The following is a 24975-nucleotide window of genomic DNA, read 5'->3' on the forward strand; positions in this document are numbered from 1 at the left end:
CGGCGAGGCGGCTCAGCCGGCCCGTTCGGCCAGAGCGAGGAAGCGGGTGTCCTCGTCGGCGTACAGGGTGAGGTGCCACCCCGAACCGGCCAGCAGCGGACGGAGGCGGGGCTCGGCCCGCAGGTCGTCATCGGTGAGCCTGCGGCCGTGCCGTGCGGCGAGCGCCGCCCGGCCGATGGGATGGAACAGCGCCAGGACCCCGCCCGGCCGCACCACCCGCGCCAGTTCGGCCAGATCCGGTCCCGGGCGCGACAGGTGCGAGATCAGCCCGGCCGCGAACACCGCGTCGAGCGACCGTGACCTCAGCGGCAGCCGGGCGGCGTCGGCCTGGAGCAGCAGTCCGCTGCCGCCGCGCCCGGCACGCGCCGCCGACTCCAGCATGGCCGCGGTGAGATCGGCGCCCAGCACCGTGCCCCGGGGACCGACGGCGGCCCGCAGGGCGGGCATCGCACGTCCCGTACCGCATCCCGCGTCGAGCACCGCATCGCCGGGGCGAAGCCCCAGGGCGGCCACCGCGGCGTCGAACGCCGGTCCGTCAGCGGGAAAGCGTGTGTCCCAGTCCGCCGCGCGCGCGGTGAAGAACTCCTGGACGTGTGTGTGGTCATCGGCCATACGGACATGATCGCGCAGCCGCCGCCCGAACGAAACGTCGCGAATCGGTGTGCACGTTCGACCACGGTGCGATCGTTGGGGAACATCTCTCTGTCATATCTCGGCAGCTTTCGAATGCGCCCGGGGCGCGCGCACCGGCGCGACTAGCGTCCCCGAGTCATGGGACACCTGGACCACGCCACCTTCGGCTGGCTGACACCGCTGCTGTCGTACGCGATGGCCTGCATCGGCGCCGCGCTCGGCCTGAGCTGCACCGTGCGCGCGCTCGACACGACCGGGCGCTCGCGCCGCAACTGGCTGATCACGGCAGCGTCCGCGATCGGCTCCGGCATCTGGACCATGCACTTCGTCGCGATGCTCGGTTTCGGCGTGTACGGAACCGACATCCGCTACAACGTCCCGTTGACCCTCCTCAGCCTGCTCGGCGCCATGGTGGTGGTCGGCGGCGGCGTCTTCGCCGTCGGATACAGCCGTGACCGGACCAGGGCGCTGCTGCTCGGCGGGTTCGCCACCGGGCTCGGCGTCGCCAGCATGCACTACCTCGGCATGGCGGCACTCCGGCTGCACGGCACCGTCCACTACGACCCGCTGCGGGTCGTCCTCTCCGTCGTCATCGCGGTCATCGCCGCGACGGCCGCGCTGTGGGCCGCGCTCAACATCAGGTCGACGCGCGCCGTGGCCCTCGCGTCCCTCGTCATGGGCGCGGCGGTCAGCAGCATGCACTACACCGGAATGCTGGCCGTGACCGTGCAGGTCACGCCCTCGGGAAGCGCACTCCACGGGGCCACCGCCATGCAGTTCATCTTCCCGCTCGCCGTCGGCCTCGGCTCGTACCTCTTCCTCACCTCGGCGTTCGTGGCACTCTCCCCAACCGCCCCGGAACGCGCCGCGTACGTCCACGCCGAGCGTGCGGAGGCACCCGCCGACCCGGTGTCCGCTCCCGGGGCGGGCCCGTCCGCACGAGTCCCGGACCTCCGGCCCCGGCGCGCCCCGAAGCGCCCGGACGCCGCACCCGCCGGCACCCGTTGACGACCGGACCGCCCCGCCCCAACTCCACCCACTCCACCCACCCAGCTCCGAACCGGAACGAGGAGGCCATGCGCCCACCCCGCACGACCCCGGACACCGGTGCCTCCGATGCCCGGACCGGCACCCCGTCGGCGCCGCCGGCCCGAGGCCGCCGCGCGCACGCCGGACCGCCCGCCGACGAGAGCGCCGAGCACGACGGACCGCAGCACACCGCGGGCATATCGGCCCCGCGCGGACGGCGGACGCTGCGCCCCAGGACCGTACGGGCGAAGATCATCTCGCTGCTCATGGTGCCGGTCGTCTCCCTGCTGGCCCTGTGGGGCTTCGCCACCGTGTCCGCGGCCCAGGACGTGGCGCGGCTGCGCCAGTTGCAGCGGGTGGACGACGAGGTCAGGGCGCCGGTGGCGGCGGCGGTCGCCGCACTGCAGAGCGAACGCAAGGCGGCCATGGTCCAGGCGGCCGATCCCAGCAGCGCACACGCCTCCGCCCTGGACCAGAGCGCCGGGGACACCGACACCGCCCTCAAGGCGCTGCGGCTCGGCGACGGCCACACCATCGCTGACACCGGCAGCCTTCCCGGCGGCGTGGCCGGGCGGCTCGACCACTTCCTCGGCCTCGCCCAGGACCTGCGGACGGACCGGGGAGCCGCGAAGGGCGCCGAAGGGGACGAGGACGCGGTGTACGACCGGTACACCGCGACGGTCACCGCCGCCTTCGCCGTCTCCGGAGCCCTCACCGGCATCCAGGACGACTCCCTCGGCTCCGACGCCCGTGTCCTGCTCGAACTCGCCCGCGCCGACGAGATGCTGGCCCGTGAGGACGCCCTGCTGAACACCGCCGCCCGGGCCGGAACCCTCCAGGACGGCCCGCTTCGGCTCTTCACCGGAGCGGTGGCGACCCGGCGCAGCCTCACCGAGACCGCCGGCGTCGATCTGCCCGCCACCGAACGCGCCGCGTGGCGCGCGTTCACCGCCCGGCCCGCCTACCGCAGCATCCAGGCGGCGGAGGACCAGGTGCTCGCCGCGGCTCCCGGCCGGGCGGCCGCAGGCGTGGTCCGCGCCGCCGACTGGCAGCGTGCCGCCGACGACGTCAGGGGCGAACTGCGCAGCATCGGCACCGGTGCCGGGGAACGCGCCGCCGACCGTGCCGACCCCCTCGCCCACGGGCTGTTCAGCCCGTCCGGCGCGGCCGTCGTCTTCGGCTTCGTCGCCGTCGCCGCCTCCCTGGTGATCTCCGTCCGCATCGGGCGCGCGCTCGTCGTGGAGCTGGTCAGCCTCCGCAACAGCGCCCTGGAGATCGCCCGGCGCAAACTGCCCCTGGCCATGCAGCGGCTGCGCGCGGGCGAGGAGCTCGACATCCGGGCCGAGGCGCCACCGGGGCTGGCCTCCCACGACGAGATCGGCCAGGTCGGCGAGGCCCTCGGCACGGTCCACCGGGCCGCCCTCAGCGCAGCCGTCGAGCGCGCCGAGCTCGCGGACGGCATCTCCGGCGTCTTCGTCAACCTCGCCCGGCGCAGCCAGGTGCTGGTCCACCGTCAGCTGAACCTCCTGGACAGCATGGAGCGGCGCGCCGACGACCCCGACGAGCTGAGCGACCTCTTCCGGCTCGACCACCTCACCACCCGGATGCGCCGCCATGCCGAGAGCCTGATCATCCTGTCCGGCGCCGCACCCGGCCGGGCCTGGCGCATGCCCGTGTCCCTGACCAACGTGGTGCGCGCCGCCGTCTCCGAGATCGAGGACTACGCCCGGGTTGAAGTCAGCCGGCTGCCCGACGCCGCGGTGAAGGGCACGGCCGTCGCCGACCTCACCCACCTGCTCGCCGAACTCGTCGAGAACGCCGCGCAGTTCTCGCCCCCGCACACCAAGGTCCGCATCACCGGCGAGCCCGTGGGCAACGGCTACGCGCTGGAGATCGAGGACCGCGGCCTCGGCATGGGGCCGGAGCTGCTGGGCGAGGCCAACCGCCGCATCGAGCAGGCGGAGGCGCTCGACCTCTTCGACAGCGACCGGCTCGGCCTCTTCGTCGTCAGCCGCCTCGCCGTACGGCACCACGTCAAGGTCCAGCTGCGCACCTCTCCGTACGGCGGCACGACGGCCGTGGTCCTGCTCCCCACGGCACTGCTGCAGACCGCGCTGCCCCCCGCCGAGGAGCAGACGGCGCCGCAGAAGGCATCGGCCGAGCGCCGGGACGAGCACGAGCGCACCTCGTTCGGCCCCGGCCCCCGTGCCGTACGGGCGCAGAACACGGCCTTCCCGGCGCCCGTACCGGTCCCCGCCCTGGAGTCCCGCACGGGTCCGGCGGGGGCCCAGGTGACCTCACTGCGACCCCGCCGGACGGAGAACAGGAGCGAGCCGCGGCCGCCCGCCGCCGAGCACGCCGACGACGACACCCTGCCCCGCCGGGTGCGGCAGGCCAGCCTCGTGCCGCAACTGCGCGAGGAGCCACGGCCCGAGCCGCCGCCGGGCGGCGGACCGGCCGAGGGCGCGGCCGCACCGCGCACCCCCGAACAGGCCAGGGACCGCATGACCGCCTACCGGGACGGCTGGGTGCGCGGCGGCGGAACCGCCCCCGGCGCACCGGCGCCCGTACCGACCACCACCGAACCACGCCCGAGCGGCGAAGGAGACCCTGCATGATCGCGAACGACAGGACCGGGGTGCCCCGCAGATCCGGCGAACTCGACTGGCTGCTGGACGATCTGGTGACCCGGGTCGGCGAGGTCCGGCACGCGGTCGTGCTCTCCGGCGACGGGCTGGCGGTCGGCGCGTCCAGCGCGCTGAGCCGTGAGGACGCCGAGCACCTGGCGGCGGTCGCCTCCGGGTTCCACAGCCTGGCCAAGGGCGCGGGACGCCACTTCCGGGCGGGCGACGTGCGCCAGACGATGGTCGAGATGGACGACGGCTTCCTGTTCGTCGCCGCCGCGGGGGAGGGGTCCTGCCTCGCCGTCCTCAGCACGGCCTTCGCCGACATCGGCCTGGTCGCCTACGAGATGGCCCGGCTCGTCAAGCGGGTCGGCGAGCACCTGCGTACCCCGGCGCGCCTCGCCGAGCACCCGTCAGCCGGCTGAAGGAGACCGATACCGCAGTGTCCAGGACCGACGAGGGCCCGGGAGCCCCCGACCCGTACGAACTGCCGGGCAGCCAGTGGTACGACGCCGACGCGGGCCCGCTGGTCCGTCCGTACGCCATGACCGGTGGCCGCACCGAACCCGGCCCGGGCGGCGAGCACTTCGACCTGATCGCGCTCGTCACCTTCGACGAATCCGTGTCCGGGAGTTCCGACGACGCGCTGCTGGGACCGGAGCACCGCACCCTGCTGACGCTGTGCCGGACCGAGACGCAGTCGGTCGCCGAACTGTCCGCCGACGCCGACCTGCCGGTCGGTGTCGTGCGCGTGCTCCTCGGCGACCTGCTCGAATCGGGCTACGTCACGGTCAGCCGCCCCGTACCACCGGCGCAGTTGCCCGACGAGCGCATCCTCCGCGAGGTGATCAACGGCCTGCGGGCGCTGTGAAGGGACGCGGGAGCGTGCCTAGGAGCGCCGCTCCTCGGGACGCAGATGCGTCAGCTCGTCGTTCATCGCCTCCAGGAAGCGGACGACGACGAGCAGTTCGTCCTCGTCGAACTGCCGGCGGGCCGCGTCCGTGCTCGCGGCCAGCGGCATGAAGAAGTCGCGGGCGACCAGCTTCGCCGCCGGGGCGTAGTGCAGATGCACCACCCGGCGGTCGCCGCTGTCCCGGGACCGGCGGACGTGACCCGCACGCTCCAGCCGGTCCAGGCAGGCCGTCACCGCACCCGAGGTGAGATCGAGCTGCTCGCGAAGCCGTCCCGGGGTCATGGCCGATCCCGCCTCGCCGTGGTCGGCGTCCAGGATGGCGATGAGCGCCTGCACGTCCGTCGGGTGGAGCCCCTGCTTCTGGGCGAACTCATGGGTGAGCCGGTTGAACTCGCTGTTCATACGGCGCAGCAGCACGGCGAACGACTGAAGCCCCGTGGGACTGTCGCTCCTGCCTCTGTCCGGGCCCTCGTCTGCGGTGCGCATACCCCTACACTAATATCTCTCGATCATTGAGATAATGAATGATCGAGAGATATCCGTCGTGCGTCGACCCATGGGGAACCAATGAAGCCCGCATCACGGCACCGCATCGTCCGATGGCTGGTGCCCCTGGCCCTGCTCGTCGTCTGGCTGGGCATCGGCGGGACGCTGGGCCCGTACGCCGGAAAACTCGGCGAGGTGGCCACCAACGACCAGGCCGCCTTCCTGCCGCGCAGCGCCGAGTCCACCCGCGTCGCCGAGGCCCAGAAGGCCTTCCAGCAGTCGGCGACCGTACCCGCGATCGTCGTGTGGACCGGCGGCGCGGACGGGATTCCCGCCGGTGGGCAGAAGGCCGCCACCAAGGCCCTCGCCTCCCTGGCGGGGGAGCCCGGAGTCGTCGGAACGCCCTCGCCCGCACTGCCGTCCGACGACGGCCGGGCGCTCTCCGGCGTCGTCCAGCTCCGCTCCGATCTGGGCGACGCACTGCCGGACACCCTCGACCGGGTACGCGCGGCGGCCGGTGCGGTGGCGGGCACGACCGTGGGGATCGCCGGGCCCGCGGCCAGTCAGGCCGATCTGAAGGACGCGTTCGCGGGGATCGACGGTCTGCTCCTGGGCGTGGCGCTGGCCGCGGTGCTGGTGATCCTGCTGCTCGTCTACCGCAGTCTGCTGCTGCCGTTCCTGATCATCATCAGCGCCGTCCTCGCCCTCGGGCTGGCCTGCGCCGTCGTGTACGTCCTCGCGGACCACGACCTGGTCCGCGTGGACGGGCAGGTCCAGGGCATCCTCTCGATCCTGGTGATCGGCGCGGCCACCGACTACGCCCTGCTGCTCACCGCCCGCTTCCGGGAGGAACTCGCCGGACACGGCGACCGGACGGCCGCAGCCCTGGCCGCGCTCCGCCGCTCCTTCGGAGCGATCTCCGCGAGCGCCGCCACCGTGGCGCTGGGCCTGCTCGCGCTCCTGCTCAGCGATCTGACCAACAACCGGGCGCTGGGGCCGGTCGGCGCCATCGGCATCGTCTGCGCGGTGCTGAGCACCTGCACGTTCCTTCCCGCGGTGCTGGTCCTGTGCGGCCGGGCCGCGTACTGGCCGGCCAAGCCGCGCCAGGCGGACGAGGAGACCGGCGGGCGCGGCATCTGGCGCCGGGTCGCCGCACGGGTGAACCGCACCCCGCGCAAGGTGTGGGTGTCCACGACGCTCGTCCTCGTCGCCTGCGCGGCCTTCGCCCCCACCCTCAAGTCGCAGGGCGTGCCCCTGGACGAGATCTTCGTGAACGACGCCCCGTCCGTCTCGGCCCAGGCCGCGCTCGGCAAGCACTTCCCCGGCGGTTCGGGCAATCCCGCCGTCGTCGTCGCGGCGGCCGGCCGTGCCGACGAGGTGACCGCCGCGGCGGCGGGGACGCCCGGTGTGGCCTCGGCCGCGCCCGTCACCGCGTCCGGCCGTCCGGGCGGGGGTGCCCCCCTCGTGGTCGACGGCCGGGTACGGATCGACGCGACCCTGGAGGACGACGCGGACAGCGACGCGGCCAAGGCGACGGTCCAGCGCCTGCGCACCGCGGTGCACGGCGTGACCGGAGCCGACGCCCTGGTCGGCGGATACACCGCGCAGCAGTACGACACGCAGGAGACCGCCGAACGCGACCGCGGCATCATCGTGCCGGTGGTGCTCGTCATCATCCTGCTGATCCTGATGGGGCTGCTGCGCTCGGTGCTGGTGCCGGTGCTGCTGGTCGCCACCGTGGGGCTCAACTTCCTCGCGACGCTCGGGGTTTCCGCCCTCGTCTTCAAGCACGTCTTCGGCTTCAGCGGCACCGACGCCTCCGTGCCGCTCTACGGATTCGTCTTCCTGGTGGCCCTGGGCGTCGACTACAACATCTTCCTGATGTCACGCGTCCGGGAGGAGGCGCTGGAGCACGGGGCCCGGCAGGGTGTGCTCCGCGGGCTGGTCAGCACGGGCGGTGTCATCACGTCGGCGGGCGTGGTGCTGGCCGCCACCTTCGCGGCGCTGATCGTCATCCCGCTGGCGTTCCTGGCCCAGATCGCCTTCATCGTGGCCTTCGGTGTGCTGCTGGACACCCTGGTGGTGCGGTCGCTGCTGGCCCCGGCCCTGGTCGTGGACATCGGCCCCAGGGCCTGGTGGCCGAGCCGGATCAGCCGGATCCCGGCCGGAAAGGGGTCCCGGGAGTGAACTGCGCGGGCCCCGGTCCCGTCCCCGGAGTTCACGGGGCGGGGCCGGGGCCCGCGCACGTCGAGCGCCGTGTGTCGGCGTCAGACGTTGACGCCGTAGTCGGACGCGATGCCGGCCAGGCCGGAGGCGTACCCCTGGCCGACCGCGCGGAACTTCCACTCCGCACCGTGCCGGTACAGCTCGCCGAAGACCATCGCGGTCTCCGTCGACGCGTCCTCGCTCAGGTCGTAGCGGGCGAGTTCCACCCCGTTGGCCCGGTTCACCACGCGGATGAACGCGTTGCGCACCTGACCGAAACTCTGCCCCCGGCTCTGCGCGTCATGGATGGAGACCGGGAACACGATCTTCGCGACATCCGCCGGGACGCCGGCCAGGTCCACGTTGATGGACTCGTCGTCTCCCTCGCCCTCGCCCGTGAGGTTGTCACCGGTGTGCTGGACGGAACCGTCCGGGCTGTTGAGGTTGTTGTAGAAGACGAAGTGCAGATCGGAGAGGACCTTGCCGGAGTCCGAGCACAGCAGTGCGCTGGCGTCGAGGTCGTGATCGGCGCCCGTCGTCGTCCGTACGTCCCAGCCCAGGCCGACCGTCACCGCGGTCAGGCCGGGTGCCTCCTTCGACAAGGAGACGTTACCGCCCTTGGCCAGGGTCACACCCATGAACTTCCTCCAATGATCCGGTGATCCGTTGATCAGCGATTCTTCGGCCGTCGTCGAAGAGGACGGCGGCCCTTCCCCTATGGTTCCCTGGTTGCGCAGGTCATGAAGTGGTGGCGTGGTCGCGCGATTCGCCGCCGGCGGGCTGCTGCGGCGCGTCGTCCTTCATGGCCTTGGTCTCACTCTTCAGGATCCGCATGGATTTGCCCAGGGCGCGGGCGGTGTCCGGCAGTTTCTTCGAGCCGAACAGCACCAGCACGACGATCGCCACGATCAACAGGTGCCAGGGTTCGAGGCCGTTGCGCAGCATGTGCGGTACGCCCTTTCTCAGGTGTGTTCCGGTCAATGTTTCCAGCAGGCGTTCGTGGACAGGGGATCGGACCGACGATGGACGGGGCCGTTGATCCACACGGACACCAACACTTGCTACATTGCGCAACTGTACAACCATGGGGGGCGGGCGTCGGCTCTCCCCCGTGGCAGCCGGACGAACGGGGTGGTCGATGACAGGCAGTCACAAGGGGGCAGTGGTCCCGGGGCGGGGAGGCCGGCTGCGGCGCACCGCGATGTTCGGGCTGTCGTTCCTCGTCCTGCTGGTCGCCGGGGCGGGCTGGGGCTACCTCAAACTGACCGGCAGCATCGACACGTTCAGCGCGGACGGGATCTCCGGCGACCGGCCGCCCGACACATCCGCCGGACAGAACGTCCTGGTCATCGGCTCGGACTCGCGCTCGGGCGAGAACAGCGGACTCGGCGGGGGCACGGGCGAGGTCGGCCGTTCCGACACCGCGTTCCTGCTGCACGTCTACGCCGACCACAAGCACGCCGTCGCCGTCTCCGTCCCCCGCGACTCGCTGGTCGACATCCCGGCCTGCAAGAAGCCCGGCGGTGACTGGACGGCCCCCCAGCAGCACGTCATGTTCAACGGCGCCTTCTCGGTGGGGGAGACGGCGGAGGGCAATCCCGCCTGCACCCAGAACACCGTCGAACACCTCACCGGCCTGCGCGTCGACCACACGGTCGTCGTCGACTTCGCCGGCTTCTCCGCGCTGACCTCGGCCGTCGGCGCCGTCCCCGTCTGCCTTCCGCAGGACGTCTACCAGCGGGACCTGAACCCCAAGCGCCCCACCCGCGGCGAACTCGTCTTCGGCAAGGGGCCCCAGAGGGTGTCGGGACAGCGCGCGCTCGACTACGTACGGATCCGCCACGGCATCGGTGACGGCTCCGACATAGGACGCATCAAGCGGCAGCAGGCCTTCGTGGGTTCCCTGGTCAAGAGGGTGAAGTCGCGTGGCCTGAACCCCACCACACTGCTCCCGCTGGCCAACGCGGCCACCGACGCGATGACCGTCGACCCGGGACTCGGATCGGCCGACAAACTGCTGAAGTTCGCCCTGTCGATGAAGAACATCGACCTGCACAACACCAAGTTCGTCACCGTCCCCTGGCGTTACGAGGGAGCCCGCGTCGCCATCGTGGAACCGGAGGCGGACGCGCTGTGGGCGGCGCTGAAGGCCGACCGTACGATCGACGGCCAGGACGCGGCGGGCACGTCCCGCAGCAAGGGCGCGGCACCCGCACCGGGCAAGCCCTCTCCCACCGGACCCGTCTCGGGCCGGGGCATCGACGTGGCGGTCTACAACGGCACCACCGTGACCGGACTGGCGGCCCGGGCCGCCGAACTCCTGCGCGCGCACGGCTTCACCGTCACCGGCACGGCCACCGCGAACTCCCAGGACCAGACCGGCACCGTCGTCACCTACGGACCCGGGCTGAAGGACGAGGCCGAGACCACGGCCCGGCTCTTCGCGGGCGCGCGGACCACCCAGTCGGACAATGCGGGAATCCAGGTGATCGTGGGCAGCGACTACGCGGCCAGTCCCTCGGCCGCCCCCACCTCACCGAAGCCCGAGACCGTGCCGTCCGGCGTCGCGGACGGGGCCCGCTCCGCCGACGACGACCTGTGCAGCGACGTCTCGTACGGCTGAGGACGCGGCGGACGGCTCAGGCCGGCGGCCGGGCCGTCCGCAGCTGGAGTGACGGGTTCGCGGGCGGTGCGAACCCGAACGACTCGTACAGCCCGGCCCCGTCACCCGTCGCGTTGAGACCGACGACCGGCACCCGGGTCTCCTGACGGAACCACGTCAGCAGCGCGTCCACGCAGGCGCGGGCGTATCCGAGCCTGCGCCGCCGCGGATCGGTGCTCACATTGGACACGTGTCCGTGCAGCCCGGCCGGATTCGACGGACTCGGCGCGTGCACGTCGCACGCCCCCACCGCGCACGCCACCACGCCCAGTTCCGTGTCCTCGACGAGGAACGCGGCGAACTCGTCCGCCCGGGGCATGCGGTCGGCGAACCACCGTGCGGAGTCCGCCCGCCAGGCGGCGGTGTCGTCCCCGACGTCCATGCCCATGTCGGCCAGCATCAGCGCCCGCATCCGCACCAGCGCCCCGACATCGGCGATCGTGGCCCGGCGTACCGACACCGGCCGGCCGGGACCCGATCCGCCGTCCGTGTGTCCGGCAGCCACCGTGGTCATGAGATCCCTCGATTCCTCTCGTAGCGGTTGCGCGCCCAGCGGAGACCGCATGCGTACACCGCGAGTACGCCGGCGAGCAAAAGGTAATAGAGCGGCGGCAGGGCGCTCATCCCGAGCAGCGGGCCGAGGGGGGTGAGCGGCAGGAGCACACCGACGACCGCGAGACCGGCCGCCGCCCGCAGCGGGCCGCCGCGTCCCTCCGCGGTCCGCCGGCCGGTGCGCAGGAGGAGCATCACCAGGGCCTGGGTGAGGAGGTTCTCGGTGAACCAGCCGGAGTGGAAGGCCGCCTGCCCGTCCGCGGGTGAACCGTGCAGGGCCAGGGCGAGCACGCCGAACGTGGTCAGGTCGGCCGCCGCGTTCAGCAGCCCGAACCCGGTGATGAAGCGCAGGAAGTCCGCCGGGCGCAGAACCGTCGGCCGACGCAGGACGGAGGGCGCCGGCCGGCCGAAGGCGAACGCGAACTGCGCCGCGTCGAAGCACAGGTTCTGCACCAGCACCTGCGCCGGCAGCATGGGAAGGAAGGGCAGCAGGAGACCGGCGGCGAGCATCGCGATGACGTTGCCGAGATTCGACGACAGTGTGATGCGCAGGTACGTGGCGATGTTGCCGCTGCTGCGACGGCCCGCCGTGATGGCGTGATCGATGGCGCAGAGGTCCTTCTCGGCGAGGACGACGTCGGCGGCCTCGCGCGTCACGTCCACCGCGTTGCGCGGACAGAGACCGACATCGGCCGCGTGCAGCGCCGGCAGGTCGTTGACCCCGTCGCCGAGGAAACCCGTAGTGCGTCCCGAGGTCCGCAGCGCGTCGACGATCCGGGCCTTGTGCGCGGGGGTGCAGCGCGCGAAGACCGTCGTCCGTGCCGCGGTCTCGGCGAGCTGTTCGGCGGACAGCGCGTCGATGCCCTCTGCCGGGACAACCAGCCCCGGGTCCAGCCCGAGGTCCCGGCAGGCGCGGGCCGCCGTGCCCGGGTGGTCGCCGGTCAGGACCTTCACCGTCACACCGCGCCGGGCCAGGACGTCCAGCGCGTCGGCCGCGCTCGGTGCGAGCGCGTCCCGCAGGGTCACGAAACCGAGAAACGTCAGTCCGCGCTCGTCGGCCGGGGTGTACGCGCCGAGCCGGGCGGGCCGCTCGGTCCGGGCGACGGCGAGCAGGCGCAGACCGCCGGCCGCCTCGCGGGCCGCCAGCGCGTCCAGCCGTTCCCGTTCCGCCGGCTCCAGCGCGCACCGCTCCAGGACGGCCTCCACCGCCCCTTTCGTCACCAGCACATGGGTGCCGGTGCGGCCGGGAACACGGACGACCGCCGTGGCGAGCCGGCGCACCGGGTCGAACGGCAGCACGGCGACCGCGTCGTACTCCTCGGCAGGCAGCAGCGGCGCCTCCGGGCCGTCCTCTTGGTCCCAGGCGTCCAGGACGGCCTCGTCGAGCGCGTCGGGCGCCGGCAGATCCGCCAGCTGCAACGTCCACAGTGCATTGACGGCCGCCCAGTGCAGTACCGGAGCATCGGGCTGACCCGCCGGTCCGAGCGCCCGGTCCACGACCGGACGGTCCTGGGTGAGGGTGCCGGTCTTGTCCAGGCAGAGCACATCGATCGCGCCCAGGTCGTGCAGCGCGGGCAGCCGCTTCACGATCACCGCATGGTCACGGGCGAGCAGCGAAGCCCCCCGGGCCAGCGCCGTGGTGACGATGACCGGGAGCATCTCCGGCGTCAGCCCGACCGCCACCGCGACCGCGAACGGCAGCGTCTCCAGACCCCGTCCGCGCAGCGCGGCATTGGCCATCAGCACCAGGGGCGGAGTGATCAGCATGAACCGGATCAGGGTCCAGGAGATCCCCTGCACCGAGCGGTCGAACGCGCTCGCGCCGCGCCGGCGCGCCGAACGCTCGTAGGCGGCGGCGAACCGGGTGTTCCCACCGGTCGCCACCACCACCGCCGTGCCGCTGCCCGAGGCCACACTGCTGCCCTGGAAGCACAGCCGGCGCTCCGCGAAGTCGCCCTCCGCACCGTCGGGCACGGGCTGGGGCCCGGTCGCCCGCAGCGCACCGTCGTCCACGGGATGCTTGGGCACCGGGGCGGACTCCCCGGTGAGGGCCGACTGGTGCACGGTGAGGCCGCTCGCCCGCAGCAGTTGCACATCGGCGGGTACGAGATCGCCCGGGGCAAGCCGGACCACATCACCCGGTACGAGCTCCCCGACGGGCACTTCGCGGGCCTGCGCCGCCGCATCCGGGCCGCTGCGACGCAGCACGGTCGCGGTCGTCGCCACCAGCTCGCGCAGCGCGGCCGTCGCCCGGTCGGCCCGGTGCTCCTCCGTGGACCGCAGCAGACAGCTGACGACGACGAGCACCGAGATCACGGCGGCCGTGCCCCAGGCGGAAACCGCGGCGGAGACCAGTCCCAGGCAGAGCAGGACCGAAGTGAAAGGGTCCCGCAGCGTGCGCAGGAAGCGGCGCGGCCACGCGACCGGGCGCCGGGCTGGGAAGGTGTTCTCGCCGAACCGGGTCAGCCGCTCCTGCGCCTCCGGCTCCAGCAGCCCGCGCGGCCCGCTGCCGAGGGAGCGCAGGACCTGCAGCGAGGTCGGCACCGCGGGCGGCCGTGCAACGGGGGGCGCGGATCCGGCCCCGGGCATCGGCACGACGACGCCCGACCGCTCGCCGGTCCCTCCGGGTCCCGCAGCGGCAGCGTTCTCAGGCACCGAGTTCACGGAGACGCGCGGGCTGCGCGGGCGGATACCCGGCCCGTTCCGCAAGCTGTCCGACCATCAGCCGCACGACGGTCACCACATCGGGATCATCGACCAGATACACCTGGCGGCGGCCCTCGCGGCGGGAACGGACGAGACCGGCGAGCTTCAGCTTCGTCAGATGCTGGCTGACCGAGGGCAGCGTGCCGCCCACCCGGTCGGCCAGGCCTGTCACATCGCTCTCGCCCTGGGACAGTGCCCAGACGATGTGCAGCCGGGCAGGGGTCGCCAGAAGACCGAAGGCGGCGGCGGCCTGCGCCAGCACGTCCGCGGGCGGGTCCTGGAAACCGCCGCCGGTATCTGTCGACACTTCTGTACTCCCGTCCGCGTGGGCCGACTCCTCGCACCCGAGACGGCCAGTGTAGGCGCCGGTGACGGAGCCCTCCGAGCCGCTCGGAGCCGTGCCGGCGGAGCCACCGCCGGGTCAGAGCCCGGTGGGCAGCGGCACGGGGCGGCTCCAGATGTCCGGCGGGACGGTGCGGATCCGGCGGCCGTCGGGACCGAGCACCTGCGCGGCGAACTTGTGGCAGTGCAGCACGACGAACGAGTCGGCGATCCTGAGCCCCGGAATCCGCCGCATCAGGGTGCGCGAACAGCCCGGCAGATCGTCGAGCGAGCGCAGGGTGAGAGCGATGGCGAGGTTGTGCGGTCCGGTGATCGACATCATCTCGACCGTCTCGCGCAGGTGGACGATGGGCGGGGCAGCGGAGAGATCCGCGGCCGGCGAGTCCGCCCACAGGACCACTGACACGGGCCAGCCCGAGTAGAGCGGGGCCGGCCGGCAGATGTGGGTGAGGGTGCCGGTGCTCTCCAGTCTGATCAGCTGGCGCCGTGTGGCCGACTCGCTCCGGCCCTGCCGGCGGGCCAGTTCCGCGATGCCGAGCCGTGAGTCGGCCGCCATCGCCAGAACCAGCGGCCGGTCCTCGGGCCTGAGGGACGGGACCGCCGTCGGGCCCGGCTCACGCGGGCGGCCGGGCAGATCGATCAGGCTCCGGGTCTGCGTGGGGTCGAGCCGGTCGAGCCGCCACCGGGAACCGGACCGGTGCACCGCGGTGACGAGATGAGTACGCGTCCCGGTCACCCCCGGCAGCCGCGACAGCCGAGTGGTGACGTGCTCGTCGAGCATCGAGAGACGGGGGAAGGCGACGAACAGCAGCATGGCGCGATCGCCGGTCACCTCGAACACGGAGAGGACGTGCGGGTCCTCGGTGAGCACGGCCGACCGCAGCGGGTTCCGCCCGCCGTCGCAGAAGACCTCGATCCAGGCCATGCAGGGAGGTGCCTCGCCGGTGTGCAGCCCGAGCGCCCCGCACCACCCGGTTCCGGCGGCGGAGATCCTGGCCCAGCGTCGGGCCAGCGTGTCCGGACGGGCCCCGAGGACCGTGCCGAGCCGGTTCCAGCCGGCCCGCGGAGCGATCTGGAGGGCATGGATCACCGCCCGGTCGGCTTCGCTGAGGAGGTATTCGCTGCGTGGCACGTGGGTTCCAGGTGGTTTCACCGGTTGACGGCGGAAATCGGAAGGCGTCAGCGGACTATGCCATGAGCATGTGTACGCATGATCATCGGGATGTGAAGGGCTGTGCGCGCGGTGGGCAGGGACCAGGACATACGAAGCCTCAGCGGGCTTCTGACGGGGGAACGGCTCGTCACGGTGCACGGCCCGTCAGGCATCGGCAAGTCGTGGCTGGCGCGCCGGGCCGCCGACGCGGAACTCCGGTCGGGCCGGCAGGTGGTGTGGATATCCGCTACCGGTCCGGCGGCCGACAGGCGTCCCAGAGCCGCCGCCCACCGGCTGCGCGGCCTGGATCTCCACGACGCGCTCGTCGTGATCGACGACTGCGAACACCTCGGGCCGCACGCCCGGTCGGAGACGGCGGGTCTGCTCAACGAGTTCCCCGGCATCTCCCTCCTCGTCACGGCCCGGCGCAGGCTGTACCTGGCCGGCGAGGCGGCTCTGCTGCTGGGCCCGCTGGACGACCCCGAAGCACTGCGGTTGTTCACGGAGACGGCCGCGGCCGCGGGCGCCCCGCTGCCCGGGCCCGTCGCGGACGGCAGCGCACCGGGCGCGGTCCTGCGGGCCCGGGTGACGGAACTGTGCGAACGCCTCGACGGGATGCCGGGCCCGGTGCGGTACGCGGCGGCCCGGCTGGGAGGCGAGAGCCTGGACGCCGTCCTGGACGATCCGCTCGCGGCACCGGCGGGGTCCGGCCCCCAGGCGGACGCCGAGCAGGCCTATCTGACGTGTGATCCCGAGGAACGCCTGCTGTGGGAGCGGCTCTCCCTGTTCGAGGGCCCCTTCGACCTGGCCGGCGTGCGGGCTGTCTGTGCGTCCGGGGCGCTGCCCGAGGCCCAGGTCCTCGCCGCCCTCGACCGGCTCGCCCCGCAGCTGCTGCTGACGGACGACCGGGGCCGCTACCGGATGCCGCTCGCGGCGCGCAGGACCGGGACGGCCCGGCTCGACGCGCGAGGGGACCGATGGGCCGTGGTCCTGCACCACCGGCGCCACTACGCCGCTGTGGCCGAGGAGGCATCCGTCCTCTGGCGGGCGGGCCGGCATCGTGAGGCGCAGGAGCTGGTGGCCTCCGCGGGTCAGGACCTGGACGCCGCGATGGACCCCGGGACCGGACCACTGTCCCCCGCAGCGGAGGCGGAGACCGCCTCGGGCATCGCCGTCTCGCTGTGGTTCCACTGGGCGACCGGCGACCGGGCCACCGACGGCCGCCGCCACGTCGGCCGTGCCCTCGGTGACACCCTCGCCCCGCGCCCCGCCAGGGCGTTGTGGCTGCTCGCGTACCTCATGGTGTGCGGCGGAGAGGTGACGGCGGCGGAACCGGTGCTCGCCGAGGCCTGGCCGCTCGCCGTCCGCGACGGTGACAGCACCTGCGTCGGGCAGCTCGCCCAGGTCAGGGGTCTCGCGCGGCTCTGGACCGGGCAGCCGGCCGAAGCCGCCGCCGAGTTCGAGGAGGCACTCGAAATCCTGCCGCGGACACCGGCGTTCGGACCTGGCAAGGGACTGACGGTGGCGCTGCTCGCGCTGGCCCTCGTCCAGACCGACCCGGAAGCCGCCATGGACGTGCTCACCACCTCGGGCGAGTGGACCCCGTCCGCGCCCGACGCCCAGGCCGACGCCTGGACCCGGTTCGTGCTGGCGGAGATCAGCCGGTGGGAGGGCGATCCGCTCCGCGCCCGCCGCTACGCCACGCAGGCCACCCGCCTGATGCTCGACCTCGGGGACCGCCAGAGTGCCGCCGTGGCCGCGGAACTCCTCGCCGACATCGAGACCGGTCTGGGCCATCACCGTGCGGCGGCCCGGCTGATCGGTGCCTCGGTCCTGTCGGGACCGGACGGTCCGGTGAGCGGGCCGGCCGCCGTCCGGACGGCGCAGCGGCACGCCCGGCGATGGGAGAGGCTGCTCTCCGCGCTGGGCGAGGAGGAACTGCACCGGGAGCAGGAACGCGGCGCCGAGGAGGGGCTGGACACGGTTGTCGGCCCTGTCGGCGTTATCGGCCAGGAACAATCGAATGACTGACAATCGCACCGGAATTCGAGCCGTTCCGGGCATCGAGTGGCCCGAATCAGTCACATCCTCAAAATAGCGATCGCCCCCCACGGGTCGGATGCCTCTTTGCCATGCTGTCGCCGTACGCCTGCCGATGAAGCACTGAGTCCGAGGCTCCTCGAGATGGCTCTGACCTGCGTATTCGACGTCTTGAGGCTCCATGGTGAGAGAAGTGATCGATGCCGACCGAGCACGCTGACAGCACCCGGGGAGAGACCGCCGGGACCGCCCCGTCCGACGCCCTGGCCCTGAAGATCCTGGTCGCGGGCGGATTCGGAGTGGGCAAGACGACCCTCGTCGGCGCGGTGAGCGAGATCCGGCCACTGCGCACGGAAGAACTCCTCAGCGAGGCCGGGCAGTCGGTCGACGACACCGATGGCGTCGCCCAGAAGACCACCACCACCGTCGCCATGGACTTCGGCCGCATCACCATCCGGTCCGGGCTCTCGCTCTACCTGTTCGGCACCCCGGGGCAGGACAGGTTCTGGTTCCTCTGGGACGAACTCTCCCAAGGCGCCCTGGGTGCGGTCGTTCTGGCGGACACCCGCCGCCTGGAGGACTGCTTCCCGGCGGTCGACTACTTCGAACACCGCCGGATCCCCTTCGTCGTCGCCGTCAACTGCTTCGCGGGAGCGCGTGCGTACGGCGAACAGGACGTGTCGCGGGCCCTCGACCTCGACCCCGGCACGCCCGTGGTGCTCTGCGACGCCAGGGACCGGGATTCCGGCAAGGAGGTGCTGATCCGGATGGTGGAGTACGCGGGCCGGATGCACACGGCCCGGCTCCTCGACTCGGTGGGCTGAGCCGTCATGGCCTGATCCCGCCCCGCTCTTGTATCAGGAGACGCTTGCCCGTACGTGACCGGTGCGCAAGGCTTGCACGCAAGTGGGGCACGGGGAACGTATGAACGGGGAGGAACAGAATGGCGCTGGACAGGGGACTCGACTGGCTGCTCGACGATCTCACCAGCCGGGTGGAGCACATACGGCACGCCCTGGTGCTGTCGAACGACGGCCTGGTGACGGGGGCGAGCACGGGCCTGGCACGTGAGGACGCGGAACACCTGGCCGCGGTCTCCTCCGGACTGCACAGCCTCGCCCGGGGATCGGGACGGCACTTCCGTGCCGGAAGGGCCCGGCAGACGATGGTGGAGTTCGACGAGGCACTGCTCTTCGTGACGGCGGCCGGGGACGGCAGCTGTCTGTGCGTGCTGAGCGAGGCCGAGGCCGATGTCGGTCAGGTGGCGTACGAGATGACGCTTCTGGTCAACCGGGTCGGGGAGCATCTCGGGGTGGCGACGCGGCAGGACGGAAGCGCGGGAGTGAACCGGATCTGACGGAACTCATCGATCTGCGCGGAGTCGTGGGGCTGATGGGGGCTTATGGGACCTGACGGCTCTTGACCGGACCGAGGGGCCCTGAGGTGTCCGGCGGCCCGGCGCTCCGGCGGACTCGACCGAGCCCGATCAGTACTGCCGCCCGGCCCCTGGGAGTTATCCACAGGCCGGGCGGCAGTTGCCTTTCCCGGGCTACCGTGATCACGGAGAGTATTCGGATCTCACGGGGGAGAAGCGTCATGCCGATGACGGATGCGGTGCGCGACGACGGTGTTCGCAGGGTCGCCGTGAGCAGGGCGGCGGCGGATCTGGAGCTCAGGCGCGCAGAGTTCGACCTGGCGGTACACCTGGGCATCCTCCGGGTGGGCACACGGCGGAACGGCGGGCGGGTCACGGTGCGCCAGGAGGAGATCGACCGGCTCCGCGCCGAGGACGGGTTCCCGGACACACTGCGGGAACGGGTGCGCACGGTGGGGACCGCGGAGGGCGCCCAGCTGCTCGGGATCAGCCCGGTCCGCTTCACCCGGCTGGCCCGCGCGGGCTGTGTCACACCGGTCGCCTTCTACCTCAACCGGTACCGGGCGGTGGTGTGGCTCTACCTCGCCCAGGAGCTGGCGGGGCTGGCGGCCCGGTCACCCGAACTGCTGGTGGGCATCAGCCCGCCCTGGATGCGCAGCCGGCTGGACGGAGGCACGGACTGCCGGCCGCGCAACTGGCGCTCGCGCCGGATCGAGCGGCTGCTGAGCCTGACCGGGGACCCCTGGGCCCGTGCGGCTGTCATTGCGGAGGCGCTGGACCCGGTCCAGCTGGCGGAGGTGGTCGACGATCCGTACGAGCGCGCGTACTTCGGCAGGGTCCGGCCCGAACCGGTCTTCGGCCAACGGGGGTCGGTGGCCGGCCGGGAGGCGATGGCGCGCCTGATGCTCGCCGACGAGCCGGACGAGATCCTCTGGCGCCGGGTCACGCTCGGCATGGAGCTGGACAGCGCACGGGAGCTGCGCCAGGCACCACGGCCGGGGGAGGAGCGTCTGACGGGGGAGGAGGACCTGACGGGGCCGTCGGCGGTCGAACCGGCGGACGCACGCGCGGACGGGACGGCACTCGGGCACGTGCCGGCGCTCCCGGTCGAACAGGGTGGCCCTGGGGAGGCGTCGGCCGAACGGCCGGATCCAGTAGGCGAGGGAGCTGTGTCCGGGCTGCTGGCCCGGCTCCGTCTGCGCAGGCCGCGGGGGACCGGGCGCGCTCGGCGGACTGGCCCGCCCCGGGGTAAACGGTTCGCGGCCGACCCCCGGACCAGGCATTCTGTGCCCCATGCTGATCAGAGAAGCAACCGCTGAGGACTGGCCCGCCATCTGGCCCTTCTTCCACGAGATCGTCGCCGCGGGCGAGACGTTCACCTACCCGCTCCATCTCGAAGAGGACGAGGCGCTCGGCTGGTGGCTCCTGGAGCCGCCGAACCGGACGGTCGTCGCGGTCGCCGACGACGGGACGGTGCTGGGCACGGCGAAGATGAACAACAACCATATGGGCAACGGTTCGCACATCGCCAGCGCCAGCTACATGGTCGACCCCCGGCACTCCGGGAAGGGCGTGGGACGGGCCCTGTGCACCTACACGATCGACTGGGCGCGCAGTGCCGGGTTCCGGGCCATGCAGTTCAACGCGGTGGTGGAGTCCAACACCGCCGCGGTCGGGCTCTACCGTTCCCTCGGCTTCGAGGTGCTGGGGACCCTGCCGGAGGGCTTCGACCACCCGAAGCTGGGCTTCGTAGGAGTGCACATCATGCACCGGCCGCTCTGACGGGCGCCGGCCGGCCACTGGTCCGCCACGGTCCGCCGTCGAGCGCTCACTTCCCGCCATGACCGTCCGGCCCGAACCCCGGCTGCTGTGTCCGGGTTGCCCCAACCGGCGACGATGTGCGGGCAGTTGTGACTCCACATGGTTTGTGGGGCGGGTGCACACATGGGGCACGGGGGCAGTACTGTGCGCCCCACCGCCATTCGGGCGATGAAACATTTGCGGAGGAAGAATCCATGACCATACCCAGGAGATCGCTGCGTGCTGCGGGAACCCTCGCCGCCGCTGCGGTTGTCGGCCTGACCGGCGCGGTTCTCACCGCCGGCCCGGCCGCAGCTCACACCCCCACCTGGGACGTGACCTGTACCGAAGTGAACCTGCACCTGACCGCGTACAACGGTGACGTCACCAACTCGGTGACCGTGACCGTCGACGGTAAGGACCTCCTGCCGACGGAGACCTTCGGCAAGGGACTGGACAAGAAGCTCGACCTGCCCGAGCACGACAAGGCGCTGACGGTCCGTCTCGTCGTCAAGGCCGGGGACGGCGACCAGTACTCGCGCGACGAGTCCAAGCAGGCTCCGGTGTGCGAGGACAGCACGCCGACGCCCACGCCCACCCCGTCGGTGACGAAGCCTTCGGAGACGCCCACCACGGCGTCGCCCACCCCGACCGCGACTCCCAGCGAGACCGCTTCGTCGTCTGCGCCCGCCGCAGCCACGCCGAGCCCCAGCTCGCCGGATCTGGCCGAGACCGGTTCGTCGTCGGCCACGCCCATCATCGGTGGTGCGGCTGTCGCCGTGCTGCTGGCCGGTGGCGGCATCATGTGGTCCGTGCGCAAGCGCCGTACCGCGCAGCACTGACGTAGTCCGGTCGTCCGGGTGCACTGAGAGCGCCCGGATCCCGGTCGAGGGGCGTGCCGTATCCCGGCTCAGGGACGGGCATGCCCCTCAATGCTGTCCGCCCACTGGTCAGGCGGGGTCCGTGGGGGTGACCGGCTCCGCGGCGTCCCTGTGCACCGGCGCCGACGTGGGCGGCGCCGCCGGCCCGATCTCGCACCAGACCGCCTTGCCCTCGCCGCGCGGCTCGATGCCCCACCGGGTGGCGACGGCGTCCAGGAGCAGCAGGCCCCGGCCCGAGGTCGCGGTCTCGCCCGGTGTCCGCCGCCGGGGCCACGCACTGGAGCGGTCCTGCACCGACAGCCGGACCCGGCGCACCGGTTCCGGCAGCACCTCCAGGGTGAGCACGGCCCCGCCCTCCGTGTGCAGCAGCACATTCACCAGCAGCTCACCGGTCACCAGCTCGGCGTCGTCCGCGAGTGCGGCCATGTCCCAGTCGGTCAGGGCCTGGCGCACGATCGTGCGCGCGTCGGAGAGCCCTTCCGGGTCGGCCTGGTGGATGTACTGGTGGAGCCGGGGCGCCCGCGGCGACCCGGGGTCCGGGCTGCGCCGCAGCACGAGGAGCGCGACGTCGTCTCCCGAGCCCCAGCGCTCCCAAAGCCGGTCCGACAGGTGGTCGGCCAGTGCCTCGGCGCCGGCCGGCCCCGCGCTGACCTCGTTGATGAGGGTGCGCACTCCCGCGTCGATGTCGGCGCCCGGTTCCTCCACCAGCCCGTCGGTGTACAGGACCAGCGTCTCGCCGGGCACCAGGTCCAGCCGCGTCTCCGGGAACTCCTCGTCCTCGAAGTCCGTCGAGATGCCGAGCGGCAGCCCACCGCGCACCTGCGGGGTGCCGACGCGGCCGTCCGTGTGCCGGATCAGCGGGCCGAAGTGGCCGGCCCGCACCACCCGTACCGTTCCCGTTCCCAGATCGACCTGGGCGTAGGTGCAGGTGGCGAACCGGTCGGTGTCCAGCTCGGCGAGGAACCGCGACGCCCGGGCCAGCACGGTCGACGGCGGATGCCCCTCGGCGGCGTACGCACGCAGCGCGATCCGCAACTGGCCCATGATGGCCGCCGCGTGCGTGTCGTGGCCCTGGACGTCGCCGACCACGATGCCGAAGCGGTCCTTGGGGAGTGCGATCACGTCGTACCAGTCGCCGCCGACCTGACGGCCGCTCCATGCCGCGTGGTACCGGACGGCGATCTCGCCGCCCTCGATGTCATGGATGCGGCGGGGGAGCATCGCGGACTGGAGGCCGGTGGCGAACTCGCGTTCCTCGTCGAAGAGTGTCGCCCGCTGGAGGGACTGGGCGACGATCGCGGCCAGCCCCAGGCACAGGTTGCGCTCATCGGCGTTGAACGGCGTGCGCTCGCGGTAGAACAGCGCCAGACCGCCCAGCGTCCGCGCCTGGGCGACGAGCGGGAGATAGGCCGCGGCCTGGAACCTGAGCTGTCCCACGAACGGTTCCAGCACTGGATAGCGCCGGGTGAGCGCGCTGAGCGAGCTCACGAACCGCGGACGTCCGCTGAGGACGGTGTCGGCCAGCGGGAACTTCGGGTCGAGCCGGCCCGAGCCCAGCTCGTCGACGACTTCCAGGGAGTCGCCGCTCAGCGCGATGACATTGAGCGTGGTGTTGTCCAGCAGGCCGAGCGCGAGCCCGTCGGCGCCCAGCCGTGCCAGCCCGCCCGGTCCCGTCAGCGCGGCCGTCACATCGTCCACGGTCACCGCACGCGACAGCGCACTCGTTGTCCGTTCAACGATATCGGTCTGACGCTGGCGGCGTTTTTCCAGTTCCAGTACGAAGGCCGAATGGGTGACTTCCGCCGTCGCGTCCCGCACCAGACCGATCACCCGGTGCGCCCGCCCGTCCGCGCCGCGCAGGATCCGCGCCTGGACATGGGTCCACTGATCGCTGTCGTCCTCGAGCGGAACCCGGAAGTGAACGCTGTAGGAGGCGCTGCCGCCCTTGATGGCCTCGTCGATTGCCACATCGAGGCGGATGCGTTCGGCCGGGTCGAGCCGTTCCATCAGGGACTCGGGCCGGGAGTCGAACACGGCCGGATCCAGGCCGAAGACCAGCAGCCCCGCCTCGTCGATGTCCAGCGTCCGGGCGTCGAGGTCCCACTCGAAACTCCCGGTGCGGTTCATGGCAAGCCGCTCCGCCGTCCCGGTCTCGCCGTTGTGGGTCTTCTCGACCAACAGGCGGGGCGGGACGGGGATGAACGGTGGCCGGTCGTGATCGGTCATTCCTGCTCCGAAGATCGTCCGGCGGGCTGCCGTACGGCGTGACTCAATTGTCTGGCCGCTCCGGCCCGGCTGCCACAGCGGGAGCCAGGCCGCACGGCGCTCCCGACCGGTGTCCCCGTGGCGGACCACCCCTCATGCCGCTGCCCCCGGACGGCCGCGCACAATGGCAGCGGAAGATCGTCCGTGACCGGCGGACGGTACGGCACTGGGGCTGACCGGAGCGCACGCATGAACCACGAGGATTCCGTCCTGCTGCACACCGAGGGACGCATCCGCCACCTCACGCTGAACCGTCCGCGCGCCCTGAACGCCCTGAACCACGCCATGGTGCTGCGCATGGCCCAGGCGCTGGACGCGGCGGAGCAGGACACGGCCGTCGTCGCCGTCCTGCTCACGGGCGCGGGGGAGCGGGGCCTGTGCGCGGGCGGTGACATCCGCTCCATCCGCGACGACGCCCTGGCCGGCGGCCGGTCCTCGCTGGACTTCTGGCGGGACGAGTACCGGCTCAACGCCCGGATCGCGCGCTTCCCCAAGCCGTACGTGGCCCTCATGGACGGCATCGTGATGGGCGGCGGCGTCGGCGTGTCCGCGCACGGCTCGATCCGTATCGTCACCGAGCGCTCCCGCATCGCCATGCCCGAGACCGGCATCGGATTCGTCCCGGACGTCGGCGGCACCCGCCTGCTCGGCGCCGCCCCCGGCGAGCTCGGTACGCACCTTGCGCTCACCGGCGACGCGGTCGGCGCGGCCGACGCGCTCGCGTGCGGCCTCGCCGACCACTTCGTGCCGTCCCAGGACCTCCCCGCCCTCGTCGCGGTCCTCGACACCTGCACCACGCCCGAGGCCGTCGTAGCGGTGGCGGAGCGCTTCGCGGGCACCGCCCCGGCCGGTGAGCTGGCCGGACACCGCGACTGGATCGACGCCTGCTACGCGGCGGACACCGTCGAGGAGATCGTCGAACGCCTCGCCGACCGCGGTGTGCCGGCCGCGAAGCAGGCCGCGACGACGATCCTGGCCAAGTCGCCCACGGCGCTCAAGGTGACGCTGGAGGCGATCCGTCGCGCCCGTCGGCTGGACAGCCTGGAGGCGGTCCTCGACCAGGAGTTCCGGGTCTCGTCCGCCGCCTTCACCGGACCCGATCTGGTCGAGGGCGTGCGCGCCCAGATCGTCGACAAGGACCGCAACCCCCACTGGCACCCGGCAGAACTCGCGCAGGTCACCGACGAGGACGTGACACGCCACTTCGCACCGCTGGGCGACGGCGAACTCGGTCTCGGGCCCGCGCCCGGCACCGGCCCGGCGGCAGCCGGCTGAGGACGGGCGCGCCGGTACGGCCGTGACCGGCCGA

Annotated in this window: 22 protein-coding genes; 13 read left to right on the forward strand and 9 right to left on the reverse strand. The window is 72.4% G+C overall.

The features are described 5' to 3' along the window. Nucleotides 1-12: 12 nt before the first annotated feature. Nucleotides 13-612 carry a class I SAM-dependent methyltransferase gene (locus OG408_RS38320; RefSeq protein WP_326674112.1) on the reverse strand — a complete coding sequence of 200 codons (600 nt, stop codon included), beginning with the start codon at nt 610-612 and terminating at the stop codon, nt 13-15. A gap of 159 nt (nt 613-771) precedes the next feature. Between OG408_RS38320 and OG408_RS38325 the strand changes: the two genes are divergently transcribed. From OG408_RS38325 to OG408_RS38340, 4 genes are all read left to right on the forward strand, one after another. Then, complete coding sequence (locus tag OG408_RS38325) at nt 772-1641, forward strand: MHYT domain-containing protein (protein WP_326674114.1); 870 nt, start codon at nt 772-774, stop codon at nt 1639-1641. Between the two features lie 68 nt (nt 1642-1709). Then, entirely contained in the window at nt 1710-4280 is a 2571-nt protein-coding gene (locus OG408_RS38330) for a sensor histidine kinase (protein ID WP_326674116.1), read from the forward strand. Further along, nucleotides 4277-4711: a roadblock/LC7 domain-containing protein gene (locus OG408_RS38335; RefSeq protein ID WP_285565532.1), complete on the forward strand. Its 435-nt coding sequence runs from the start codon at nt 4277-4279 to the stop codon at nt 4709-4711. Before OG408_RS38330 ends, OG408_RS38335 begins: the two co-directional genes overlap by 4 nt. Before the next feature lie 17 nt (nt 4712-4728). Continuing rightward, complete coding sequence (locus tag OG408_RS38340; protein WP_285565531.1) at nt 4729-5157, forward strand: DUF742 domain-containing protein; 429 nt, start codon at nt 4729-4731, stop codon at nt 5155-5157. Between the two features lie 18 nt (nt 5158-5175). Here OG408_RS38340 and OG408_RS38345 read toward each other — a convergent pair whose 3' ends face one another. Next, nucleotides 5176-5685 (reverse strand): MarR family winged helix-turn-helix transcriptional regulator, encoded by a 510-nt coding sequence (locus tag OG408_RS38345; RefSeq protein ID WP_285565530.1) that lies wholly within the window; start codon nt 5683-5685, stop codon nt 5176-5178. A gap of 81 nt (nt 5686-5766) precedes the next feature. Here OG408_RS38345 and OG408_RS38350 point away from each other — a divergent pair, with 81 nt between their 5' ends. After that, nucleotides 5767-7872: an MMPL family transporter gene (locus tag OG408_RS38350; protein ID WP_326674118.1), complete on the forward strand. Its 2106-nt coding sequence runs from the start codon at nt 5767-5769 to the stop codon at nt 7870-7872. Between the two features lie 80 nt (nt 7873-7952). On the opposite strand, the gene OG408_RS38355 is transcribed toward OG408_RS38350, so the two are convergent. After that, nucleotides 7953-8528, reverse strand: a complete 576-nt coding sequence (locus OG408_RS38355) for a TerD family protein (RefSeq protein WP_285565528.1) — start codon at nt 8526-8528, stop codon at nt 7953-7955. A gap of 100 nt (nt 8529-8628) precedes the next feature. Then, nucleotides 8629-8835 carry a Sec-independent protein translocase subunit TatA gene (gene tatA / locus OG408_RS38360; protein WP_285565527.1) on the reverse strand — a complete coding sequence of 69 codons (207 nt, stop codon included), beginning with the start codon at nt 8833-8835 and terminating at the stop codon, nt 8629-8631. A 193-nt stretch (nt 8836-9028) separates the two neighbouring features. Here tatA and OG408_RS38365 point away from each other — a divergent pair, with 193 nt between their 5' ends. Further along, the gene (locus OG408_RS38365) at nt 9029-10513 is read left to right on the forward strand and encodes an LCP family protein (RefSeq protein WP_442806108.1); all 1485 of its coding nucleotides are present in this window, start codon (nt 9029-9031) and stop codon (nt 10511-10513) included. A gap of 16 nt (nt 10514-10529) precedes the next feature. Here the strand turns inward: OG408_RS38365 and OG408_RS38370 are convergent, their stop codons facing one another. The 4 genes from OG408_RS38370 to OG408_RS38385 all read right to left on the reverse strand — a co-directional run bounded on the left by OG408_RS38370 (nt 10530) and on the right by OG408_RS38385 (nt 15284). Next, complete coding sequence (locus OG408_RS38370) at nt 10530-11066, reverse strand: GNAT family N-acetyltransferase (RefSeq protein ID WP_326674119.1); 537 nt, start codon at nt 11064-11066, stop codon at nt 10530-10532. After that, a complete protein-coding gene (gene mgtA / locus OG408_RS38375; protein ID WP_442806109.1) occupies nt 11063-13759 on the reverse strand; it encodes a magnesium-translocating P-type ATPase in 2697 nt (898 codons plus the stop codon). Before mgtA ends, OG408_RS38370 begins: the two co-directional genes overlap by 4 nt. Beyond that, nucleotides 13752-14117 carry an ArsR/SmtB family transcription factor gene (locus OG408_RS38380; RefSeq protein WP_285565524.1) on the reverse strand — a complete coding sequence of 122 codons (366 nt, stop codon included), beginning with the start codon at nt 14115-14117 and terminating at the stop codon, nt 13752-13754. Before OG408_RS38380 ends, mgtA begins: the two co-directional genes overlap by 8 nt. Nucleotides 14118-14231: 114 nt before the next feature. Further along, nucleotides 14232-15284, reverse strand: coding sequence for an Lrp/AsnC family transcriptional regulator (locus OG408_RS38385; RefSeq protein ID WP_285565523.1), 1053 nt, complete (start codon nt 15282-15284; stop codon nt 14232-14234). A 174-nt stretch (nt 15285-15458) separates the two neighbouring features. Between OG408_RS38385 and OG408_RS38390 the strand changes: the two genes are divergently transcribed. The 6 genes from OG408_RS38390 (at nt 15459) to OG408_RS38415 (ending at nt 21362) form a co-directional block, all read left to right on the forward strand. Next, a complete protein-coding gene (locus tag OG408_RS38390) occupies nt 15459-17336 on the forward strand; it encodes a hypothetical protein (RefSeq protein WP_326674121.1) in 1878 nt (625 codons plus the stop codon). A 209-nt stretch (nt 17337-17545) separates the two neighbouring features. Next, nucleotides 17546-18169, forward strand: a complete 624-nt coding sequence (locus OG408_RS38395; RefSeq protein ID WP_326674122.1) for a GTP-binding protein — start codon at nt 17546-17548, stop codon at nt 18167-18169. Nucleotides 18170-18288: 119 nt separating this feature from the next. Further along, nucleotides 18289-18702, forward strand: coding sequence for a roadblock/LC7 domain-containing protein (locus OG408_RS38400; RefSeq protein WP_285565520.1), 414 nt, complete (start codon nt 18289-18291; stop codon nt 18700-18702). A 239-nt stretch (nt 18703-18941) separates the two neighbouring features. Continuing rightward, nucleotides 18942-20039, forward strand: coding sequence for a DUF6397 family protein (locus tag OG408_RS38405; RefSeq protein ID WP_326674124.1), 1098 nt, complete (start codon nt 18942-18944; stop codon nt 20037-20039). After that, a complete protein-coding gene (locus OG408_RS38410; RefSeq protein WP_285565518.1) occupies nt 20014-20502 on the forward strand; it encodes a GNAT family N-acetyltransferase in 489 nt (162 codons plus the stop codon). Before OG408_RS38405 ends, OG408_RS38410 begins: the two co-directional genes overlap by 26 nt. 233 nt (nt 20503-20735) lie before the next feature. Next, on the forward strand, nt 20736-21362 hold the full coding sequence (locus OG408_RS38415) for an LAETG motif-containing sortase-dependent surface protein (RefSeq protein ID WP_285565517.1): 627 nt from the start codon (nt 20736-20738) through the stop codon (nt 21360-21362). Between the two features lie 108 nt (nt 21363-21470). Here the strand turns inward: OG408_RS38415 and OG408_RS38420 are convergent, their stop codons facing one another. Further along, on the reverse strand, nt 21471-23627 hold the full coding sequence (locus OG408_RS38420) for a SpoIIE family protein phosphatase (RefSeq protein WP_285565516.1): 2157 nt from the start codon (nt 23625-23627) through the stop codon (nt 21471-21473). A gap of 228 nt (nt 23628-23855) precedes the next feature. On the opposite strand from OG408_RS38420, the gene OG408_RS38425 reads away from it, so the two are divergent. Beyond that, nucleotides 23856-24941 carry an enoyl-CoA hydratase/isomerase family protein gene (locus OG408_RS38425; protein WP_326674126.1) on the forward strand — a complete coding sequence of 362 codons (1086 nt, stop codon included), beginning with the start codon at nt 23856-23858 and terminating at the stop codon, nt 24939-24941. Nucleotides 24942-24975 lie beyond the last annotated feature (34 nt).

It is taken from the genome of Streptomyces sp. NBC_01257, assembly GCF_035917255.1.
GTDB lineage: Bacteria > Actinomycetota > Actinomycetes > Streptomycetales > Streptomycetaceae > Streptomyces.

What these genes read in the sequence shown, in the direction of transcription:
- OG408_RS38320 (WP_326674112.1), bottom strand. Translation starts at nt 612, where the DNA reads ATGGCCGATGACCACACACACGTCCAGGAGTTCTTCACCGCGCGCGCG.
- OG408_RS38325 (WP_326674114.1), top strand. Translation starts at nt 772, where the DNA reads ATGGGACACCTGGACCACGCCACCTTCGGCTGGCTGACACCGCTGCTG.
- OG408_RS38330 (WP_326674116.1), top strand. Translation starts at nt 1,710, where the DNA reads ATGCGCCCACCCCGCACGACCCCGGACACCGGTGCCTCCGATGCCCGG.
- OG408_RS38335 (WP_285565532.1), top strand. Translation starts at nt 4,277, where the DNA reads ATGATCGCGAACGACAGGACCGGGGTGCCCCGCAGATCCGGCGAACTC.
- OG408_RS38345 (WP_285565530.1), bottom strand. Translation starts at nt 5,685, where the DNA reads ATGCGCACCGCAGACGAGGGCCCGGACAGAGGCAGGAGCGACAGTCCC.
- OG408_RS38350 (WP_326674118.1), top strand. Translation starts at nt 5,767, where the DNA reads ATGAAGCCCGCATCACGGCACCGCATCGTCCGATGGCTGGTGCCCCTG.
- OG408_RS38355 (WP_285565528.1), bottom strand. Translation starts at nt 8,528, where the DNA reads ATGGGTGTGACCCTGGCCAAGGGCGGTAACGTCTCCTTGTCGAAGGAG.
- tatA (WP_285565527.1), bottom strand. Translation starts at nt 8,835, where the DNA reads ATGCTGCGCAACGGCCTCGAACCCTGGCACCTGTTGATCGTGGCGATC.
- OG408_RS38365 (WP_442806108.1), top strand. Translation starts at nt 9,029, where the DNA reads ATGACAGGCAGTCACAAGGGGGCAGTGGTCCCGGGGCGGGGAGGCCGG.
- OG408_RS38370 (WP_326674119.1), bottom strand. Translation starts at nt 11,066, where the DNA reads ATGACCACGGTGGCTGCCGGACACACGGACGGCGGATCGGGTCCCGGC.
- OG408_RS38395 (WP_326674122.1), top strand. Translation starts at nt 17,546, where the DNA reads ATGCCGACCGAGCACGCTGACAGCACCCGGGGAGAGACCGCCGGGACC.
- OG408_RS38400 (WP_285565520.1), top strand. Translation starts at nt 18,289, where the DNA reads ATGGCGCTGGACAGGGGACTCGACTGGCTGCTCGACGATCTCACCAGC.
- OG408_RS38405 (WP_326674124.1), top strand. Translation starts at nt 18,942, where the DNA reads ATGCCGATGACGGATGCGGTGCGCGACGACGGTGTTCGCAGGGTCGCC.
- OG408_RS38410 (WP_285565518.1), top strand. Translation starts at nt 20,014, where the DNA reads ATGCTGATCAGAGAAGCAACCGCTGAGGACTGGCCCGCCATCTGGCCC.
- OG408_RS38415 (WP_285565517.1), top strand. Translation starts at nt 20,736, where the DNA reads ATGACCATACCCAGGAGATCGCTGCGTGCTGCGGGAACCCTCGCCGCC.
- OG408_RS38420 (WP_285565516.1), bottom strand. Translation starts at nt 23,627, where the DNA reads ATGACCGATCACGACCGGCCACCGTTCATCCCCGTCCCGCCCCGCCTG.
- OG408_RS38425 (WP_326674126.1), top strand. Translation starts at nt 23,856, where the DNA reads ATGAACCACGAGGATTCCGTCCTGCTGCACACCGAGGGACGCATCCGC.